Origin of the sequence: Tolypothrix sp. PCC 7712 (assembly GCF_025860405.1) — a bacterium.
GTDB lineage: Bacteria > Cyanobacteriota > Cyanobacteriia > Cyanobacteriales > Nostocaceae > Aulosira > Aulosira diplosiphon.
In genome coordinates this window covers 8,344,112-8,364,092 of record NZ_CP063785.1, presented here as the reverse complement: position 1 = coordinate 8,364,092, position 19,981 = coordinate 8,344,112, and the positions used below count along the sequence as shown (strand labels likewise).

At 41.6% G+C, this 19,981-nt stretch carries 15 protein-coding genes; 8 read left to right on the top strand and 7 right to left on the bottom strand.

Annotated elements, in window-relative coordinates:
• Positions 1–221: 221 nt before the first annotated feature.
• On the bottom strand, positions 222–536 hold the full coding sequence (kaiB, locus tag HGR01_RS34060; RefSeq protein WP_045867907.1) for a circadian clock protein KaiB: 315 nt from the start codon (positions 534–536) through the stop codon (positions 222–224).
• 107 nt (positions 537–643) lie between these two features.
• Positions 644–1,228, bottom strand: coding sequence for a KaiA family protein (locus tag HGR01_RS34055; RefSeq protein ID WP_071989335.1), 585 nt, complete (start codon positions 1,226–1,228; stop codon positions 644–646).
• 670 nt (positions 1,229–1,898) lie between these two features.
• On the opposite strand from HGR01_RS34055, the gene HGR01_RS34050 reads away from it, so the two are divergent.
• Positions 1,899–5,327 (top strand): ATP-binding protein, encoded by a 3,429-nt coding sequence (locus tag HGR01_RS34050; RefSeq protein WP_045867908.1) that lies wholly within the window; start codon positions 1,899–1,901, stop codon positions 5,325–5,327.
• 182 nt (positions 5,328–5,509) lie between these two features.
• Here HGR01_RS34050 and pdxA read toward each other — a convergent pair whose 3' ends face one another.
• Entirely contained in the window at positions 5,510–6,610 is a 1,101-nt protein-coding gene (gene pdxA / locus HGR01_RS34045) for a 4-hydroxythreonine-4-phosphate dehydrogenase PdxA (RefSeq protein ID WP_045867909.1), read from the bottom strand.
• 393 nt (positions 6,611–7,003) lie between these two features.
• On the opposite strand from pdxA, the gene HGR01_RS34040 reads away from it, so the two are divergent.
• The 6 genes from HGR01_RS34040 (at position 7,004) to HGR01_RS34015 (ending at position 12,413) form a co-directional block, all read left to right on the top strand.
• On the top strand, positions 7,004–7,108 hold the full coding sequence (locus HGR01_RS34040) for a PetM family cytochrome b6-f complex subunit 7 (RefSeq protein WP_045867910.1): 105 nt from the start codon (positions 7,004–7,006) through the stop codon (positions 7,106–7,108).
• 198 nt (positions 7,109–7,306) lie between these two features.
• Positions 7,307–8,305: an SDR family oxidoreductase gene (locus tag HGR01_RS34035; RefSeq protein WP_045867911.1), complete on the top strand. Its 999-nt coding sequence runs from the start codon at positions 7,307–7,309 to the stop codon at positions 8,303–8,305.
• A gap of 139 nt (positions 8,306–8,444) precedes the next feature.
• Entirely contained in the window at positions 8,445–9,362 is a 918-nt protein-coding gene (locus tag HGR01_RS34030) for an NAD(+) kinase (protein WP_045867912.1), read from the top strand.
• A gap of 410 nt (positions 9,363–9,772) precedes the next feature.
• Positions 9,773–10,459, top strand: coding sequence for a response regulator transcription factor NblR (gene nblR, locus HGR01_RS34025; protein WP_045867913.1), 687 nt, complete (start codon positions 9,773–9,775; stop codon positions 10,457–10,459).
• Between the two features lie 707 nt (positions 10,460–11,166).
• Complete coding sequence (locus HGR01_RS34020) at positions 11,167–11,697, top strand: DUF192 domain-containing protein (RefSeq protein ID WP_045867914.1); 531 nt, start codon at positions 11,167–11,169, stop codon at positions 11,695–11,697.
• 488 nt (positions 11,698–12,185) lie between these two features.
• Positions 12,186–12,413 carry a DUF2949 domain-containing protein gene (locus tag HGR01_RS34015; protein ID WP_045867915.1) on the top strand — a complete coding sequence of 76 codons (228 nt, stop codon included), beginning with the start codon at positions 12,186–12,188 and terminating at the stop codon, positions 12,411–12,413.
• A gap of 682 nt (positions 12,414–13,095) precedes the next feature.
• Here HGR01_RS34015 and HGR01_RS34010 read toward each other — a convergent pair.
• The 3 genes from HGR01_RS34010 to lpdA all read right to left on the bottom strand — a co-directional run bounded on the left by HGR01_RS34010 (position 13,096) and on the right by lpdA (position 16,027).
• A complete protein-coding gene (locus HGR01_RS34010) occupies positions 13,096–13,344 on the bottom strand; it encodes a DUF5340 domain-containing protein (protein WP_045867916.1) in 249 nt (82 codons plus the stop codon).
• A 221-nt stretch (positions 13,345–13,565) separates the two neighbouring features.
• Entirely contained in the window at positions 13,566–14,453 is an 888-nt protein-coding gene (trpC, locus tag HGR01_RS34005; protein ID WP_045867917.1) for an indole-3-glycerol phosphate synthase TrpC, read from the bottom strand.
• 146 nt (positions 14,454–14,599) lie between these two features.
• Positions 14,600–16,027 carry a dihydrolipoyl dehydrogenase gene (gene lpdA / locus HGR01_RS34000; RefSeq protein WP_045867918.1) on the bottom strand — a complete coding sequence of 476 codons (1,428 nt, stop codon included), beginning with the start codon at positions 16,025–16,027 and terminating at the stop codon, positions 14,600–14,602.
• A gap of 358 nt (positions 16,028–16,385) precedes the next feature.
• Here lpdA and HGR01_RS33995 point away from each other — a divergent pair, with 358 nt between their 5' ends.
• Positions 16,386–18,158 carry an SWIM zinc finger family protein gene (locus HGR01_RS33995; protein WP_052335045.1) on the top strand — a complete coding sequence of 591 codons (1,773 nt, stop codon included), beginning with the start codon at positions 16,386–16,388 and terminating at the stop codon, positions 18,156–18,158.
• 645 nt (positions 18,159–18,803) lie between these two features.
• Here HGR01_RS33995 and moeB read toward each other — a convergent pair.
• On the bottom strand, positions 18,804–19,976 hold the full coding sequence (gene moeB, locus HGR01_RS33990; protein ID WP_045867921.1) for a molybdopterin-synthase adenylyltransferase MoeB: 1,173 nt from the start codon (positions 19,974–19,976) through the stop codon (positions 18,804–18,806).
• Positions 19,977–19,981 lie beyond the last annotated feature (5 nt).

Genomic DNA, 19,981 nt, shown 5'->3' with positions numbered 1-19,981 from the left:
AAAATTTTACGCTGAGAAGCTTAAATATTTTACTAAAGAAGCTGAAAGTGTAAAGGACAAATAATACAGAGGGTCTGAAGTTTCAAGATAAAGTCAAAACTGACTATAATACTTCACGACTGGGAGACGATAAAATCTGATTTTTTCAGATTCTTTAGTCATTAATCTCTGATGTTTGGGGGAAACAGATAATTTCATACTTGATAGTTCATAATTACCTTTTATTCTTCCCAGCCTTCTTCACTCAGTTCTTCATATAGTAAATCCAATCCAATCAATACTCTTTCTCTGTCTGAAAGGTCACCAATTATTTTCCGCACAGGTGGAGGTAAAATTTTAGATAATGTGGGTGTGGCTAATATTTTATCCTCTTCTGCTAGTTGGGGGCTTTTTAAAACATCAATGACTTTCAAAGCATAAACACCTTGAAATTCTTGCTCTAAAATATCTTTTAGTGTTTTTAATGCCCGTACTGAGTTAGGTGTGTTTCCAGCTACATAAAGCTTGAGAACATAGGTCTTTCGTGCTTTATTCATAATGAGGTACAGGCTAAACTTGAGGCTAAAAAGATGAAGATGTGTTCGCGCATTGATAGGCAGTCATAGCAGCTGCTTTTGACCAGCATAACTTCAATACATTTACTTTATTTATATATCGAACATCTATAAGTTTCACACAAGTGAGCCAGAATATCTATTAATGCCAGTCGATAATCAAGTAATGTTTCATCACTCCTTCCTTCTAATCTTAACTGTTTGGAGAATTCGTCAATTAACTCCATATGCATTTCTATGATTTGGGGCACAGGAATATTAGCACAAAATACTGCATTGATGAATTTATCAATCTTTTCTTTTAGAGTTTGTTCTGTGGTAAAGTAGTATATAAGTATTTCTCGGTAATCAGATTTTATCTCTCGCAACAACTGTTCTCGCTCGTGTGCATCCATCTGTTGAAACAAGTTCTGGTGTTTTTCCTTATAAGATGCAAATCCATAGGAATATTTTGCAAGCAAATTTTCATTATTGTTGGGTAGCAAGCCCTTTATTAAAAAATTTATATTAAAAGTATCAATTAAAGTAAAAGGTGAGATCAAAAACTTGTTATTTGTGATCGTATCAGGCAAGTTCCATATCCATCCAGCTGACCTTGGAGTAATAACTAAGGTTGATAGATAATATAAAGTTTTTTTAATATGCAGTGGGAGAATTATTATTGGTAATAACATTTGTGTTTGGTCTATACGTATCCTCAAGCGCCTTGAGCAATTTTAGCGAGATTATTCATCCTCGAAAATAGTTCTAGGCTCAATTTAGGTCTGAATTTAACTGATTAGTACCCATCCTGAGGAGAATTTGTGTCAGCCCAAGAGCGGGGCACTAAAAGGACTAATGCAGTTATTGAGCCGTAAGACTGAGTAACTTGTTGATGTTGTGTTTCTCAAAGAGGGCCTTGTTTAGTCGATGACGATCGTGATGTATATCTATCCAAATAAGGATCTTTTGTTTCGCTCCTTGATAAGATACTTAAACGAACTTAACGGATTGTCGCATTCTAAATCATTATAATTCCTCAAGGTTCTAAAGCGAATCTTTAGAGCCATAATTGTTTTAGCTAATTGCGATCTAGGAGGATTTTTAACACCAGTCATAATACTGGTTAGAATATTTGTCCGCAGAGAAATGCAAAAAAGGGAAATGCCACAGACATGAACATGAGTATACGTAAACAAGTGTCAGTCAGGGCAAAGCCCAGAGTTCAATGGCATTGAAATTTTCAACCAGAATTCTTTATTAGAGTCTTCTTTCAGAGATATTGCTTCAGGTCTGAGCGTCATCTGCCCCAAAGCTAATGGTAAGACCAGAGGCTTCCTCAGGAAGAACAACCACCGAAGCCGTATGTCAATGCTACAGTACCCGCTTTATGACTTTCTAGCAACCGTACCCATCTGCATAGAAACAAGTACTCTGGCAATGGTGCTGGAGATTTTTGAAAAAGAGCAGTGCGATCGCGTGGTAGTGGTAAATCAGCAGCAATGCCCAGTGGGATTGCTGCACTCTGCCAGATGTATTCAAAAACTGTTGGCAGCAGTGGGAGGCGATCGCCTCAATGTCCAACAACCAATTACAAATTTCGCTTTATCATTAATTGAACCAATACAAACCATACCAGCTGTTGAGCGCGTAGAGCAATTTGCCTTGTTTTTGCGCTATCAACAAACTCAAATTAATCACAATAATTTTAATTGGGCGCTCGTCGATCCTGATGGCAAATTTGTAGGTTTGCTAGATAGCTCGCGGCTATTGGCATTATTAGCGCGTCAGCAAGTGGCAATTTCTGAGTATGTAGAAGATGACACCAGAGAAGAGGTTGCCATTGTCACACAATCACCTCTACAGCTACCAAATCAACAGCAAACAGCAGTTTATCAGCCACTAGTGCAATTATTGGAACGATTGCCTTGGCCTTTGATGTTGCAAACTGGTACGGGAGAAGTAGTAACCCAAAATCCAGCGTGGTGGCAACAATTAGGGATATTGAAAGATCCAGAAGCAGTCAGGCGACAGGTGGAGAGGATACTCACCCCCAGCAGAGTTAAACAGCCAGAGTATGTCATCCCCCAAGTCAATCAGCGTTATCCTTGTGCAGGGGATCGTGCTTATAGTCAAGAAGAGCAAGCCATACCGATCCAATTGCAGGTGGATGACAATAGCTTATCTCTGAGAAGAGAAACCATCACACCAAAGCGCAAACTAGGATCTGAAGCTGCTACTCCTCACTTTTTGAGAGAAGGCTTGCCTGGCAACTTACCATCTAACTCATTATCGACAAACAACCTGCACGAGCAACAGAATTCTCCAGATGCATCATCCAGCCAATGCTTCTGGGACAGCCAAATGGGTACTTGCACCTGCATTGTTGAGGTGCAAAATGGTCAAGAGCGAGTATGGCAATTTGCCAAAATTCCTTTAGATACTCCAGAGTTAAAAGTTTTAAATTCTGATACAGAAATTACGCTGAGTAATCAAGATTTAAATATTAACACTGATGATTTGTGGTTAGTATTAGCTACTGACGTAACCGAGCAACAGCAGCTAAGTAAAGAATTAGCAGCTAAAAATGCCGATCTCATTCAATTAAATCGCTTAAAAGATGAGTTTTTAGCTTGTATTAGTCATGAATTAAAAACACCCCTAACGGCTGTTTTAGGGTTATCACGGTTGTTAGTAGATCAGCAATTAGGAGAATTAAACGAACGTCAAGCCCGTTATGCGGGACTAATTCATCAAAGCGGACGACATTTGATGAGTGTCGTCAATGATATTTTAGATTTAACCCGGATGGAAACAGGGCAGATGGATCTGACCCTAGCTCCAGTTAACATTCAGTCAGTTTGCGATCGCGCCCTATCCGAAGCCAAAGCCATCCAAAATCAAAGCAGTAAACCGAAAACTACTACCCCATCACCAGCTAACCGTTCCCGGGAACATCAATTGAGCATAGTCATTGAACCAGGTTTAGAACAGATGGTGGCAGATGAATTACGCCTACGGCAAATGTTGGTACACTTGCTTTCCAATGCCTTTAAATTTACTGAAGAATCTGGAGAAATTGGCTTGCGGGTGAGTCGTTGGGAAGGGTGGATCGCCTTTACAATCTGGGATACAGGCATCGGTATTCCCGAACACCAGCAACATTTAATCTTTCAAAAATTCCAACAACTGGAAAATCCCCTCACAAGGCAATTTGAAGGCACCGGTTTAGGATTAGTCTTAACTAGAGCCTTAGCCAGACTGCATGGTGGGGATGTGAGCTTCCTGTCGCGGGAAGGTAAAGGCAGCCAATTTACACTGCTTTTACCACCTAGTCCACCCAAAACAGGCTTTTCTGAACAAGAGGAGGAAAATATAGATTACACTGATACAGCCAATACCAGGACAATTGGCCGCACCACATCAGCACATCAGCTAGTCAACACAGCTACACCACAAGCAGCATCCTCGAAAAGGCTGGTATTAGTAGTTGAGGCAGTAGCCCGATATATTGAAGATTTAACAGACCAGCTCAAAGGTTTAGGTTACCGCGTAGTGATTGCGCGATCGGGAACAGAAGCAGTAGAAAAAGCCCGTCGCCTGCAACCAAAGGCTATATTCTTAAATCCGTTGCTACCACTTTTATCAGGTTGGGATGTACTCACCTTGCTCAAATCTGATACAGTAACTCGCCACATTCCTTTGATTGTGACAGCAACAGGAGCCGAAAAAGACCAAGCATTCGCTAACAGAGCCGATGGTTTTTTAAGCTTACCAGTGCAGCATCAAGCGTTGGTACCACTGTTAGAAACTCTCTGTGCGACACCAGCAAATTCGCAATCAGGGTTGGACAACAATGATGTGTCTGTCATCAAAACCCCCCTGCGAATTTTACGATTAGTCAATCCAGAATTGGAAACAATTAATCCCTACCCTTCATTGCGAGAACACCGAGTTATCGAAGTAGATGACTTAGATCAGGCAGAACTTTTAGCTAGAGTTTGGCAGTTTGATGTTGTGTTACTAGATGTAGAAACTCCTGTAGCACAAGCCTACCTCCAACAACTCAGCCAGCATCCACGATTAGCGGCGTTACCATTGGTGACTTGCGATGTCGTGACTACCCTAGCCGCTTCCCAAATCCCTGGATTATCTGTGTTTCCTTGCTTAACCCCATTGGGCAAAGACAACAGCAATAGCAGTAGTAAAAATGATGCTTTATTGTCAGTGCTGCAAATTGCTTCTGGGATATGTTGTCCACCAAGTATTTTAGTGGTGGATACCACAATGCTGCGTGATTTACCTCAAGGAAGACGTAAGTCTGTGAGAGGGTATCGTGCCGAAAATAACTCTTCATTGAGTAATGAAAACGCTGAACGGGGATATGAGTGGTTCCAAGCTTTAATTCAATACTTGCAAACAGCTGGCTTAAAAGCCGCAATGAGTAGTGCTTGGGCAGAAGTGCTGCAACAAATTCGTCATCAAAGCGTTGATTTACTATTAATTTGCCTAGGAGAATCTGCTATACCTAAAGAAATGCTGAAAGCATTAAAAGCACTAGGAGATTTACCAATTAATTTGCCCCCCATTTTAATACTCGATCGGCAATTAAATTCGTCCAGAACTAAAGTCCAGGCAGGCAGCGAAAAATTGAGAAAGAATGCATTAGAAACTATAGAAACTGTAGGAAATACAATTTCTGCCCAAATTTTGCCGCGTTCAATATCAATGGAAGAATTATTAAATGAAGTCAATCAATCTTTAGCTATTGGTCGTAATCATGGGAAAGGATAATAATTAATTACTAATTCGTAATTCGTAATTCGTAATTCGTAATTAATAGTAGTTGAAAATGACAACAGAATAATAATTATTTAGAGAAAGATTGTACGTTAGCGATAGCTTGATAAATCATCTCTGATTTCCCCTGCTTGCCCAAAGTATATGCTGTTGCTGATTGAGGTTTTATGATTCTTTTACGGGTGAGTAAACTGTTTCGCAAGTCTTTGACTAACTAACTCTGCTGCTAACTCAATCGCTGCTTTCATACTTGTAGCATCAGCAATTCCCTTACCAGCAATATCAAAGGCTGTTCCATGATCGGGTGATGTTCTGACAAAAGGTAGACCTATTGTTGTATTAACTGCGCGGTCAAACGCCATTAGCTTGACAGGAATTAAGCCTTGGTCGTGGTAAAGTGCCAAGTAGCCATCAGCCGGATTTTGGTTTTGACTATTGCCATACCAAGCCTGACCAGGTTTAACCCACATCGTATCTGGTGGTATTGGCCCTTCTAACTGCAAATTTGGGCGATTTTGGCGTTCTTGTTCTAACCAAGGAATTAGCCAATCTATTTCTTCAGTTCCTAATTGTCCTTGTTCACCACTGTGGGGATTTAAACCCGCGATCGCAATTTTCCCGTTCTCTATACCAAAATCTTTCTCTAAACACTCCACCAGCAAATCTAATTTCTTGCTGAGTAACTGGGGTGTTAATGTATCTGCTACTTGACGTAAAGGTATATGTGTGGTAGCAAGCAAAGTGCGGATTGTCCAACCAGTATAAGGCGATCGCGCCACAAATAACATCCCAAAGCGCTCAACCCCAGATTTTTCGGCTAAGAGTTCTGTTTGCCCTGGATAATTGTAACCCGCAGCCTTCCAAGCTGATTTAGCGATCGGAGCAGTGACGATACCATCAAATTTACCAGCTAGGGTTTGGGCGATCGCATATTCCATATAGGCAAAACTAGCCGCACCACTGGCCTGGTTACCTCTTCCAATGAGAATTTCAGCCTGAATTTCCTGTGGTAATGGCACATCAATAACCGATAATTCGGCAGGATTTGCTAAAGGAACAAGATTATCAGTTAAACGCAACAATTTTGTGTGAGTCTTTACTAATAAATCTAAGCTACCTACAATCGTGACATTAAAGTTTTGGCGAATATCTTGATCAGCCAAAGCCTTCAAAATCACCTCTGGCCCAATTCCCGCCGGATCTCCCAATGTCAACGCCAAGCGTGGGCGATTTTCTAAAGATGAATTCCCCACCAGATTTTGATTAATTTGATACATATATTTAATTAATTTATAGTTCTTTCGATAAATACCAAGCGTATAACAATCTTGCCTCCCTCATCTCCCAACACGCTTCAGATAAGTATTTTGTATCTCCTCGTGATTTGGGAAAAGGGTAATAGGAAAAGGGGTAAGGGTAAATTCAATACTTACCCCTTTTCCCTTTCCCCCTTAACCGAACTGTATTGCCTCATCTCCCTCATCCCCTCTCCAATAGTAGGGTTTAACCCCCAAACTGGTTTAAAATTATTTACACTGGTCTAATGCAACAGTGGCTGGGATCAAGCTTCTGGTAGACCTAGTTGACTTAAACTTGTTAGCAATCTTATGTCAGCAGGTTTTAACGGCGAGACATATTAAGTAAACCATTCGCTAAGGAGAATCGCACTAATGAGCGGTGAAATGTTGAATGCAGCGCTGTTGTCCTTCGGTTTAATCTTCGTAGGTTGGGCCTTAGGTGCTTTATTACTGAAAATTCAGGGTGCAGACGAATAATTCTTCTGGAGAACCAATTTTCAGCAGCTAGAGGCTGTTGTCTCTGGCGGAAAATAGCTTGTCCGGTTTTCGGACAAAGCTTTTTCTAGCAGCCTGTCTGTATTATTATGTGTTTCTGAAAAAATTGTAAACTTTTGTTTCTTTAACGATTCTGTTAAAATTCTTTTCATATAAATTTAAAAAATTGTTACAACCCTCATGACTATATTAATCGTTGGTGCTACTGGCACCTTAGGAAGACAAGTGGCTCGTCGTGCTATCGATGAGGGGTATAAGGTACGCTGTCTTGTCCGGAGTACCAAAAAAGCTGCTTTTCTTAAAGAGTGGGGTGCAGAACTCGTAGGCGGAGATTTATGTTATCCCGAAACCCTTCCCAGAGCATTGGAAGGGGTTACCGCAGTGATTGATGCAGCTACATCACGTCCTACAGATTCACTGAGCATTAAACAGGTTGACTGGGACGGTAAGGTATCATTAATCCAAGCTGCTAAGGCTGCGGGTGTAGAACGCTTTATTTTCTTTTCGATTCTGGAATCTGAGAAGTACCCAGAAGTACCTTTAATGGAAATTAAGCGTTGTACAGAGCTTTTCCTAGTTGAATCAGGCTTGAAATATACAATTTTACGCCTAGCTGGATTTATGCAAGGCTTAATCGGTCAATATGGAATTCCCATTTTGGAAAACCAACCGGTTTGGGTAACAGGTGAATCTTCTCCTGTCGCCTATATGGATACTCTGGATATTGCTAAGTTTGCGATTCGAGCTTTGAGTCTACCAGAAACAGAAAAACAAACCTTCCCAGTTGTAGGTACTCGTGCTTGGAGCGCACAGGAAATTATTAGTGTGTGCGAACGCTTATCTGGCAAAGAAGCGAGAGTTACAAGAATGCCAATAAATTTACTGCGTACTGTCAGACACTTCCTGCGGTTCTTTCAGTGGGGATGGAATGTGGCGGATAGATTGGCATTTACAGAAGTTTTGGCTAGTGGTAAACCTCTAAATGCCTCAATGGAACAGGTATACCAAGTCTTTGGGATAGATGCACAACAGACTACCACCCTCGAAAGCTACTTGCAAGAGTACTTTAGTCGGATCATGAAAAAACTTAAAGAATTAGATTACGAGAAGAAACAAAGTAAAAAGCAGAAATCTAAAAAGACCCCGTTTAAGCAGTCTTCTAAAGTTAATGGTCAGTAGTTAACGATCAACTTTGAGATAGATATTACACTTTTGACTGTGGACTTTTGACTTTTGACTTAAAACTCATGACTACATGGTCAAAAATGTGTAACGATTAGCATAATATAGAGCATCGCCTAAACTTGGATATTTGAGTGTGCCGAAAGCAGGCATTATTTACAACGACGTTAAACCGATAGCGGCTCGCATCGCTATCGAACTAAAAGACAAGCTAACCGCAGCCGGTTGGAACGTATGCATCACATCGAGTATCGGTGGCATACTGGGCTACTCAAGTCCCGAAAGTCCTGTATGTCACACCCCAGTTACTGGGCTAACGCCACCTGGGTTTGACTCAGATATGGAGTTTGCAGTGGTATTGGGGGGAGACGGCACTGTTTTGGCCGCTTCTCGTCAAGTTGCTCCCTGTGGGGTTCCAATACTAACAATCAATACTGGACATATGGGATTTTTGACGGAAGCTTATGTTAATCAGCTTCCCCAAGCCCTAGAACAGGTAATGGCTGGTGGCTATGAAATTGAAGAACGAGCAATGCTCACCGTCCAAGTCTTGCGGGGCGAAGCAGTGCTTTGGGAAGCACTATGCTTGAATGAAATGGTGTTGCATCGAGAACCATTGACCTCTATGTGCCATTTTGAAATAGCCATAGGTCGTCATGCGCCGGTTGATATAGCCGCAGATGGTGTAATTGTGTCCACACCAACTGGTTCAACTGCTTATTCTTTAAGTGCTGGTGGCCCAGTAGTCACCCCTGGCGTACCCGCCCTGCAACTAGTGCCTATTTGTCCCCATTCCCTAGCTTCTAGAGCATTAGTATTTCCGGACACGGAACCAGTTAACATTTATCCAGTAAATATTCCTCGCCTGGTAATGGTGGTAGATGGTAATGGTGGGTGTTATGTCTTGCCAGAAGATAGAGTGTATTTAGAGCGATCGCAATATACTGTCAAATTCATTCGCCTACAACCCCCAGAATTTTTCCGCATTTTGCGCGAAAAATTGGGCTGGGGTCTACCCCATATTGCCAAACCAACTTCGGTAGAGTTGCCTTAAAGGGGTTAAAGGTCAAGAGTTAGAGAGACGCGATTAATCGCGTCTGTACTCAAAAGTGAATAATTATGGCTCTTAACTTTCCCTATCACCAATTACCCAATCCCCAATCCCCAATTTCCTTCCAGAATTGCTGATGTAGTTATGGTATTTGGAACTAGTGTTTAAAATTGCATAGCAGAATTTGATGGTTAATAACTGAAAGTGTTAAAACATCCGCAGGCGTTATCTCAGGGCAAGTTATATTCAATAATAGATAATTTGTATAATTTGTCTTTATTCTGAGCGCTAAATTTCCTATAAGGGTTTTGCCCACTAAATTAGGATTCCCCATCAAAAATTGAGAAATTATATCTCTAGCTTATGTACTTTTGTACTATCCAAAATTCCATACCTAACATTGCAATATTAATATGACCTCTGCTCATAGTCCTTGTGTTTTAGTGATTGAAACCGATGAAAGCCTAGCAAATCAGCTGTCTTTCGATTTGCAAGAGGCAGGCTATGAATCGATTTTGGCCCATGATGCCAATAGCGGTTTACAATATAGTCGCGATCGCCAACCTGCTTTAATTGTCTTAGACAGAATGTTGGCAGGTGAATCAGGACTTTCATTGTGCAAAAATCTCAGAACCTCTGGTTTGCGCTCTCCTGTGCTAGTCCTGATGGCAAGGGATACAGTTGATGATCGGGTAGCTTGTTTAGAAGCTGGAGCTGACGATTACATTCTGAAACCTTACCGTTCAGAAGACTTTTTAAAGTTGATTCGTTTGTATCTAAAACCTGATGTCGATACCACAGAACAGTTACGCTTTGGGGAACTGGTTTTAGATATCGCTACTCGCCGTGCTATACATAACGGTCGAGTAATTGACCTCACTATGAAAGAATTTGAACTATTAAAGTTCTTAATGGAACATCCTCGTGAAGTATTAACCCGAGAACAAATTCTGGAAAATGTTTGGGGTTACGACTTTATGGGCGAATCAAATGTAATTGAAGTGTATATTCGCTACTTACGCCTGAAAATCGAAGATGAAGGGCAAAAGCGTCTGATTCAAACAGTAAGAGGTGTAGGCTACGTTTTAAGGGAATCTTAGAAGCTCATGCTCAGAGCCGCAGAAACTACAGTATATTCTTTTCCCAATCCCACCTGATTTCTAGGTGGGATTATTATTCAAAATTGAAATCATCTCGCCTGAAAAGGCTGGAATTCTAGCACTTATAAGTACTTGGACAAAAATATTTACAGTCATTGCGAGCGAAGCGAAGCAATCCCAGCCCTTGCGATTGCTTCATTCCGCTTCCCTTCGGGACGCTACGCGAACGCTCCATTCGCAATGACTTTGTGTAATTAATTCTGTCAGACTACTTACCATTTCTTTAAATTCAGGCTACAGATAATTCTCCCCCTGCTGCTTATGTGTAGCGATATTTTAGAGAATTGGTATAAGGTATGCTTTCCAGTTTTTCCATTCAAATACAATGCTCGCTTGAGTTGGAAAACATTCACTAGGGGAATACTGACTCGACAAACTCATCTTGAGTACGAAGTATTTTTAACTACATAAAAATATTCAGTAATAAATAAATTATCAGTTAATCGCTAAAATGCATTGACACGGGCTAAAATCTGGGTAAATTATGGATGAGGGGTGTTACCCCCTGATTAATTACCCCAGGATATCCCCTAATATCTTATGTCACAATTTCTTTACTTCATCCCAGTAAAAACTTCTACAAGTTATGGGTTTTTTTTCTTAAATTTTGTAAAATCAGAATCTAAATTATAAAATCACTCATCATCATGCTCAAATTGCTAAGTTTCATTTCAATATTGCTGAGTGTTTTGTTGATGGGCTGTTCTCCACCCACGACGGCTAAACCTCCGTCCACCACATCTGGCTCTCAAACTCAAGCACGAGTATCTGCTGGTCAACAACTACCGATTACAGCTGAGGCTACTGTTCCTAATAATACTAAGATTCAATTGGAAGTAGCCCAGACTCCGGAACAGCAAGAAATGGGGTTGATGTATAGAAAATCTTTGCCAGATAACCGGGGAATGCTGTTTAAATTCCCTTCAGCACAACCAGTTCGGTTCTGGATGAAAAATACACTCATACCTCTAGATATGATTTTTATGCAGAATGGAGTCGTTAAATATATCAAAACTTCTGCACCTCCCTGTACTAGTGACCCTTGTCCTACTTACGGGACAAATACACTAGTTGATACAGTAATTGAACTTAGGGCTGGTCGGGCTACTGAATTAGGCTTGAAGCTGGGCGATAGTATAAAAATAAAGTTTTTATCATCCGCAACATTGCGTAAATAAAAATTTTGTAAGTACGCTTTTCAACTCATGCCAAACCTTAATAAATAATGTAAGGTAAAAAAATCTCACTGCCAATGGTATAATATTCACTCACAAACCTGCTATTTATCACATTGCCAACTTTTGGAAGCTCTATCTATCCCGATGATAGAATTTAAATTTGAAATTTTATTACCAAAATATCTTCCTTTTGACATACGTGTAAATGGTCGCTCATAAGAGACTATAAACTAAGGAATATTTGTTACCAGATGTGTAATTGAATAAAACCTGCTTTTCATAAAAAAGACACAAATGCGATTTAGGGAAAGAGCTACTAGAGAATTGAGCAGACAACTAGTTCTAGAGTTCAAAGTTTTTCCCATTCGCGATTCGGAGCAATTCTTTAAGGTAAATTTAGACAAAGTTTGCTCTTGCTTTTAAGTATTAATGCGATAGTGACAGATAAGATACTGGCTACTAGCTACTGAGAAATGGTGAACTGATATATGACAATACACTCTGCACTAGGAGGTGAGATACAAATGTCACCATCAAAGTATTCTCGATTGATTCATTTTTTGCAAGAAGATTTAGCAATTTCTACAGCATCTTTAGCTGTAGCGTTGCGACATCGGGAGCAAGATCCAGGCCCTTTACCGATGATTCTTTGGCAGTATGGTTTGGTTACTCTCGATCAATTAGAGAAAATTTATGATTGGTTAGAGACGGCATAGGTTATGAATAGCTCATTGAGGAGAATTGAGGTATGTTATATCAACTATGCCTATTTCCCAGGCGAATAGATTGGGAATCAAAAATTTGCCTTGACTTAAATTTATTATCCTATCGAGCAAAGGAGCGAGTTAAATATTTAACTCGCTCCTTTGCTTTAGTACTGTATTCAAAGCCATAGAAAAATAACAAACAATAAATTATTTAAAAACCAAATCTTAAGCAGGGGAGCCACTGCGTTGCGCGGGTTCCCACGGTAGTCTGCTCAAGTTGGGAAACCCCCAAAACCGCATTGCCTCTCCTGACGGAGACGCTACGCGAACACCACGCGACTGCCTCTGCGTTGTAGCAAGTGGCGCACTTCAATATATTCTAGAGGGCATGGCAGTGCCATGCCCCTACCATCTGTCGCATTCTTTTTTTAAATGGGTATGAAAATCAGCACCTAACACACTCTACAAAGATCGCAATTTTATTTTTAAATAAACGCTCAGGCTTAATAGTATGAGTATATTTTGACAAATTGCCAAAGGACACTTCGCTCAATTCAGTAATGTCAAATTGAGTGAAGTGTCCTGATTTTGATAATTCTGCTTGGAGAAATAGTAACTCTCGGCAGTGATGTTTATAATCCCCCTGTTATATTCCGATAAACGAATACAGTGGGGCAGGATATGAAGATTTTTATTCGGGGGTAACAGCTTTTTCAGTATGATGATTGATTGACCAACGATGGTCAACCACTACAGAAGAAAACTGGCAAATTTCTTCCAGGTGCTTTTGTTGAACAGCTGCTTTACGTAAAGTAATAATTAGCTGATTCACCTGATGCCGCAAATCCGGATTTTTACTTACTGCTGACATTGTTTGTCTTTCTAAAAGTTGCAGTATAAGTTCGTAATGGATAGGTGAGGGCAGTGGAATTTGCTCCATGAAGTTGATTGGGTTTTTCAAATAAGGGATTTTGGATAAGCTAAGGTTGTTTTGCTACTAACTTAATTGTTACATAGGCAACCAGTATTTGCTGATACCTGAGATTGGCTGGGCTATAAAGATTTGACAAAGAGAGCAAGTGATGGTTCAGCACTACTGATTATCCAACCATACCTAGTACAGTTGACTTCATCCACAGGAACGGGAGAGGTATTTTGAGATTACGACCTTGGGAATAGATTAGCGATCGCAACTGCTGGATCTGGTTGTTTAACTAAAGATTCACCAATGAGTACAGCGGATGCGCCTGCTGTTGCTACTAAACTTAGGTCATCTGGTGTATGTAATCCTGACTCACTAACAATCAAGATGTTACGTTCCTGTAATTGCTGACCTCTATCTTTCAGTAGTTGACAAGTGGTCTGCAAGTCAACTGAAAAATCTTCGAGATTGCGATTGTTAATTCCTATCAAAGTAACGCCATCTAAGGCTAACACACGATCCAGTTCTGCTAAACTATGGACTTCAATTAAAGCTGCCATGTTGAGAGATTTGGCAATTTTGATGAAGTACTGCAAATCTTGGTCGCTGAGTATCGCCGCAATCAATAAAACTGCATCTGCCCCCCGCAAACGTGCTAAGTACATTTGATAAGGATAGATGATAAAATCCTTACACAGCAACGGTAAATTTACGACAGCACGAACTTTGGCTAAATTGTCAAAGCTGCCTTGAAAAAATTTCTCATCGGTAAGGACAGACAGACAACTAGCACCGCCTGCTTGGTAAGAGAGGGCGATCGCTTCTGGATCAAAATTTTCCCGTAATATGCCTTTACTGGGTGAAGCTTTTTTGACTTCGGCAATTAACGCTGGTTTTGTCTTACCTTGTCGTAGTGCGCCTACAAAATCGCGGGTGGGTGGTGCAGTTAACGCTTGCTTTTGCAATTCCCGCAAAGGTACTCTTTCCCGCATTTGGTCAACTTCAATTTCTTTTTGCCAAACAATTTTCTCCAAAATGTTGTTTGGTTCTGCACCTGGCATTGCAACCTCATAACGGATGACGGAAACAGCAACAGTTGAACTAGGGGAACGGCGACGGATTTGCATTTTAGGGACTGGGGACAAGGGGACTGGGGATGAAGGAGATGAGGGGGATGAGGCAAGGGGGCAGGGAGCTCTTAGCAGGGGAGAAATAATTAAACCCCAAACACCAATTACCAATTACCAATTACCCATTACCCCATCCCCCTTGCTTATGCGATCGCTCTTTTGTAAGCTTCGTCTAACACTTCTGAAAGTGTTGGGTGGGCGTGTACTAAGTGCGCGAGGGTATGTACAGATTGGCGGTTAGCAACGGCGGCTGAGGCTTCGTGGATGAGGTCTGAGGCGTGTAGTCCAAAGATGTGAACGCCTAAGACTTCTCCGGTATCTTTGCGATAAATTACCTTCGCCATACCGTCGGCTTCATTTTCCGCTAAGGCTTTGGAGTTACCTTTGAAGTAACCTTTGCTATTAGCTATTTCAAAACCTTCAGCTTGGCCTAATTCCTTGGCTGCGGTTTCGGTTAAGCCGACATAGCTAACTTCTGGGTGGGTAAAAGCGGCGGCGGGGATGCTGCGATAATCAACTTCCCTGGGACGACCTACAATATTTTCCACTGCAACGATACCTTGAGCAGAAGCAGCATGAGCTAGCATCATTTTGCCGTTAGCGTCGCCAATTGCCCAGAGGTGAGGTACTACTTCACCTGCTGACAACACTGCCATGCTGTCATTCACTGGGATAAAATTCCTCCGGTCGAGTTCTACACCCACAGACTCCAAACCGAGATTTTTGGTAGCTGGGATGCGTCCGGTAGCAACTAAACAAGCATCCACCTCGATCACGTCTAAATCTTCTTTTGTTTTAAAATCAGCTAATTCAATCACCACCGGAGAACCGGGGATGACTCGTTTAGCATATATTCCCACTTTTGTTTCTATATCGCGGGGGGTAATCAGCACCCGTTCAGCAAGTTTGGCAATATCCCGATCAAATCCTGGCATGAGTTGATCGAGGGCTTCAATCATGGTAATTTCAGCACCTAATGCTGAGTAAATATCGGAAAATTCCAAACCGATATAACCACTACCAATAATTGCTACCCAATTTGGTAGCGATTCTAACTTCACACCTTGATCACTGGTAAAGACAGTTTTACCGTCAACTTCAATCCCTGGAGGTACGAAAGGCACAGAACCGGGAGAAAGAATAATGTCTTTCGCTGTGATAGTTTTTTCACCACCATCACCAGTCACGGTGATTTTCTGAGTACCAGCAACTTTTCCCCAGCCTCGGATAATATCAACACCCAAACGCTTGAGGCTGTTGGTTAAATCGCCTTGGATTTTCGCTACAAGATTGGTAGCATGGTCAGCGATCGCTTGGCGATCAAACTCCACACTAGCAATTTGAATGCCCAAAGACTTGAGGTGGTGGGTATTACGTAACTCCCGCACACGTCCGGATGCAGCCAGCAGCGCTTTTGAAGGAATACAGCCCCGGTTGACACAGGTTCCCCCCATATCAGCTGCTTCAATAATCGCTGTTTTCAGACCACAGCTAACGGCGTGTAGGGCTGCTCCATGTCCACCTACACCAGCGCCTATAATCACTAAATCGTAATCGAATCCCTGACTCACGTTAGTTTCCCCGTGTGCTTCGCCTATATATTCTCGACTTGACCTGCAATCAGCGCAACCCCTTTAATGTTCGGGTCTTACTAATTCCAATTTATGATTTACGCTAGCAGGCCAAGGGACTGAATATCTTCAGTATCATAATTTAACTTATATACTCGCTGTATCTTATACTTAAAATTCGCAAAATTTGGCATTGGGAATAGGGCATAGGGCATTGGGCATTGGGCATGGGTAATGGGAATTTCTCCCCTCATCTCCCTCATCTCCCTCATCCCCCTCATCCCCAGTCCCCAGTCCCCATTACCCCTTATCCCCAAAGGGGGCCCCGAGTTCCCCAATCCCAATCCCCATTCCCTCCATGCTAATCCCTAAGCTCAGTGAATTTACAATCCGCCGTCATGCTAACGCTAAGTCTTTCCAGCGAGGTGAGGCTTATTATGAGGCTGATGCTGTGATGTCTCTTACCCAACGTGGTAATTTGCTGTTGGCGGAAGTTGAAGGCAATGAAAATCATCCTTATCAAGTCCGCCTCAATTTTGATACAGACGGATTAAATTCTGTTAAATGCAGCTGTCCTTATGATCGCGATGGGTGGTGTAAACATATTGTAGCTACCTTGCTGGTTTGTGTGCGTCAGCCAGAAAGTATTGATGAGCGTCCGACTTTAGAACAATTGCTGAGTCGTCTGGATGATCAGCAAACTCACAGGTTACTGCAAAGCTTAGTGGCGGAATACCCAAAGTTAATTGAGGCAATCGACCGCCATGTTAATTTGATTACATATTCTTCTGCTAAACCACCAAGAATTAAACCTGTAATTCACAGCACAATCGATGCCAAACCCTTTGGGCAGAAAGTCCGCCAGATTCTCCGGAATGCAGTGAGTGCTTGGGAAGATGGTTATGATGATGACCCCATCAGCGAAGAATTACTGAGTCTGATCGAAACTGCTGTAGATTTGTGCGAACGAGGAGATGGTAATAATGCGATCGCAATTTTAGAGGCGATTACTTCGGCTTGTGTGGAAAATTGGGACGATGTTGCGGACTATGGTGCTGATAATTATGAGTTTCTCCCAGAATTGAATGCGGCTTGGTGTGAAGCCATTCTCATAGCGGAACTTACCCCAGAAGAAAAGGTTGATATTCAAGTTAATTTGGAAGCATGGCAGGAAGAATGGGACGCTGATTTTGACTTAGCTTCGGAAGCTTTGCGTCAAGGCTGGGATTACTCGCCATTGGTGCAAGTTCTCCAAGGTAATATCCCCGAAATGGGTGTTTGGGAAGAACAAATTCCAGACTACGCTGATGATTTAGCGTTAATTCGCCTGAAAATTCTCGAACGTCAGGAACGATATCAAGAATACCTGTATTTGGCAGCCGCCGAAGGGCAAACCGAACAATATCTGACAATGTTAGGGCGTTTGGGCAGAGTAGATGAAGCCATGACAGCAGCGCAAGCCCAAATGAATACGATGGAAGCTGCTTTTGCTTTAGCGAAAACCTTAGCACAGCAGGATTCATTATCAGAAGCGCTAGATATTGCCCAAATCGGCTTAAACTTGCCTGGTAATTGTCAGTATGAACTGGGGATTTGGACAAGTGATTTAGCTCAAGAATTAAACGATCAAGAAGCGGCTTTATCTGCACTCATGGCTGCTTTTCGAGTTAGAGCATCCTTTGTTGATTATCAAAAAATGGCAGAATTAGCAGGGGAAAACTGGGCTACTGTGAAAGTAGATTTACTACAAATTCTCCGCACTTTTGGTAGTTGGGGAAGCGAATCAGAGAAGGTAGATATTTTCTTATATGAAGGCTTGATTGATGATGCTATTCAGATTGTGAATGAACTCAGTTCTTTCTATGCTAATTTAATTCAGCGTGTTATGGATGCCGCAATATCTCATAAGCCTAGCTGGGTAATTGCTAATGCGCGTCGTCGTGCAGAAATGATTATGGATGCAGGAAAAGCAGATTATTATGCTGAAGCAGTTCAGTGGTTAAAAAAAGCCCGCGCCGCCTATTTGGAATGTGGGAGAAAAGCAGATTGGGATAGCTACAAAGCCAAGTTAATGCAGGAGCATGGGCGCAAACGTAAATTAATGGGATTATTTAAAGAAAAAGGTATGTAGTAAAAATTATTTACAGGAAAAATTGAGTTTTCAAGATAAATTTTTTAATCATGTTTATAGCAATTTGAAAAAAGAATGCGACAGATTGTAGGGGCACGTCCCTCTAGAATATTATTGGTATGTCGCAAACATTACAGCACTTTTGAGGTAATTGAGGTACATCATGAGTAATGAGTAATGAGTAATGAGTAATGAGTAATGAGTAGGAAATTTACTTATTACTCATTACTTTTTTCAATTAGTTGCTGTATCTCATAAACATCGAATCTGGTGTATTTAATTTGGTATTACTTCAAAGAACATAATGTTAAATCAATTGGTAGCCAATACTTGTCGGTTAAGGGTAAAAAGGGGAATGGGAAAAGGAAAAGAAAAAACCTTTAACCTTTTCCCCAAAATTAATTTTGAGTTCAAAATGCTATCCCTTGTAGTATTGAATTGGTAGCTTGTGTTATGCCGTAGCTAACGCATCATCAAACAATTAATGGTGCGTTGCGCTGCGCGACAACACACCCTACGAAAAAATAAGGCTACAGCAATGCTGTAACCCTATGAATCGCTTATATTTTATACAAATTAGTCAATCAAAGAAAAATCCCCAAACTCAGGGATAAGATTTTCTTTTGCCAGTCAACTAACCAGAATTTAATACTCGGGAACGGAAGGATCTACTTCTCGACTCCAAGCGGTGATTCCGCCTTTGACGTTTGTACCAACAATCCCAGATTCTTTAAGAATGCTCAGGGCTTTTGCCGATCGCCCGCCCATTTTACAATGAGCAATTAAGCGGTGACCGTTGAGAATTTCTTTGACTTGTTTTACGCCATCGCCATTTTCAATATCTGGTAATGGTACTAAGACGGAACCAGGAATTTTGGCAATTTCATATTCATGTGGGTTACGCACATCTAACAGTACAAAGTCTTTTGCACCGCTATCTAATAACTGTTTCAATTCGGTAACAGTCATTTCTTGAATTTCTTGCTGCTGTTTGGCTTCCTCAGCCTTAGCTTGGGGAATACCGCAGAATTCTTCGTAGTCTATCAGTTTTTCAATAACTGGGCGGATGGGGTTTGGACGCAGCTTCAATTCGCGGAATTTCATTTCCAAGGCGTTGTACAGCAGCAGCCTTCCGCTTAAAGTGTTACCTTGTCCCAGAATAATTTTCACAGTTTCAGTGGCTTGGATCACACCGATAATTCCCGGCAATATTCCTAATACCCCACCTTCTGCACAAGAGGGAACCATTCCTGGTGGTGGTGGTTCGGGATACAAGTCACGATAGTTCGGCCCGCCTTCGTAGTTAAATACTGTGGCTTGTCCTTCAAAGCGGAAAATCGAACCGTAAACGTTAGGCTTGTTGAGTAACACACAAGCATCGTTCACAAGATATCTTGTGGGGAAGTTATCAGTACCATCGACGACAATATCATAGGGTTCCAAAATACTCAGCGCATTTTCGGAACTGAGGCGCACTTCATGCAAATCAACCTGACAGAAGGGGTTAATCTCCAGAATTCTATCCTTAGCGGATTGAATTTTGGGTTTACCTACCCAGGATGTCCCGTGAATAACTTGGCGTTGCAGGTTAGAAGTATCGACAACATCGAAATCAACAATACCGATGCGTCCCACACCCGCAGCTGCCAAATATAACAGCAGTGGCGCACCCAGTCCACCTGTACCGATACAGAGTACACTGGCGGCTTTCAGGCGTTTTTGTCCCTCTAGTCCCACCTCCGGCAAAATCAGGTGGCGGGAGTAGCGTTCGTAGTCGTCTTTAGTCAACTGGATTTCATCCAGATTGGGATTGAGCATAGCAA

What these genes read in the sequence shown, in the direction of transcription:
- kaiB (WP_045867907.1), bottom strand. Translation starts at nt 536, where the DNA reads ATGAATAAAGCACGAAAGACCTATGTTCTCAAGCTTTATGTAGCTGGA.
- HGR01_RS34055 (WP_071989335.1), bottom strand. Translation starts at nt 1,228, where the DNA reads ATGTTATTACCAATAATAATTCTCCCACTGCATATTAAAAAAACTTTA.
- HGR01_RS34050 (WP_045867908.1), top strand. Translation starts at nt 1,899, where the DNA reads ATGTCAATGCTACAGTACCCGCTTTATGACTTTCTAGCAACCGTACCC.
- pdxA (WP_045867909.1), bottom strand. Translation starts at nt 6,610, where the DNA reads ATGTATCAAATTAATCAAAATCTGGTGGGGAATTCATCTTTAGAAAAT.
- HGR01_RS34040 (WP_045867910.1), top strand. Translation starts at nt 7,004, where the DNA reads ATGAGCGGTGAAATGTTGAATGCAGCGCTGTTGTCCTTCGGTTTAATC.
- HGR01_RS34035 (WP_045867911.1), top strand. Translation starts at nt 7,307, where the DNA reads ATGACTATATTAATCGTTGGTGCTACTGGCACCTTAGGAAGACAAGTG.
- nblR (WP_045867913.1), top strand. Translation starts at nt 9,773, where the DNA reads ATGACCTCTGCTCATAGTCCTTGTGTTTTAGTGATTGAAACCGATGAA.
- HGR01_RS34020 (WP_045867914.1), top strand. Translation starts at nt 11,167, where the DNA reads ATGCTCAAATTGCTAAGTTTCATTTCAATATTGCTGAGTGTTTTGTTG.
- HGR01_RS34015 (WP_045867915.1), top strand. Translation starts at nt 12,186, where the DNA reads ATGACAATACACTCTGCACTAGGAGGTGAGATACAAATGTCACCATCA.
- HGR01_RS34010 (WP_045867916.1), bottom strand. Translation starts at nt 13,344, where the DNA reads ATGGAGCAAATTCCACTGCCCTCACCTATCCATTACGAACTTATACTG.
- trpC (WP_045867917.1), bottom strand. Translation starts at nt 14,453, where the DNA reads ATGCAAATCCGTCGCCGTTCCCCTAGTTCAACTGTTGCTGTTTCCGTC.
- HGR01_RS33995 (WP_052335045.1), top strand. Translation starts at nt 16,386, where the DNA reads ATGCTAATCCCTAAGCTCAGTGAATTTACAATCCGCCGTCATGCTAAC.
- moeB (WP_045867921.1), bottom strand. Translation starts at nt 19,976, where the DNA reads ATGCTCAATCCCAATCTGGATGAAATCCAGTTGACTAAAGACGACTAC.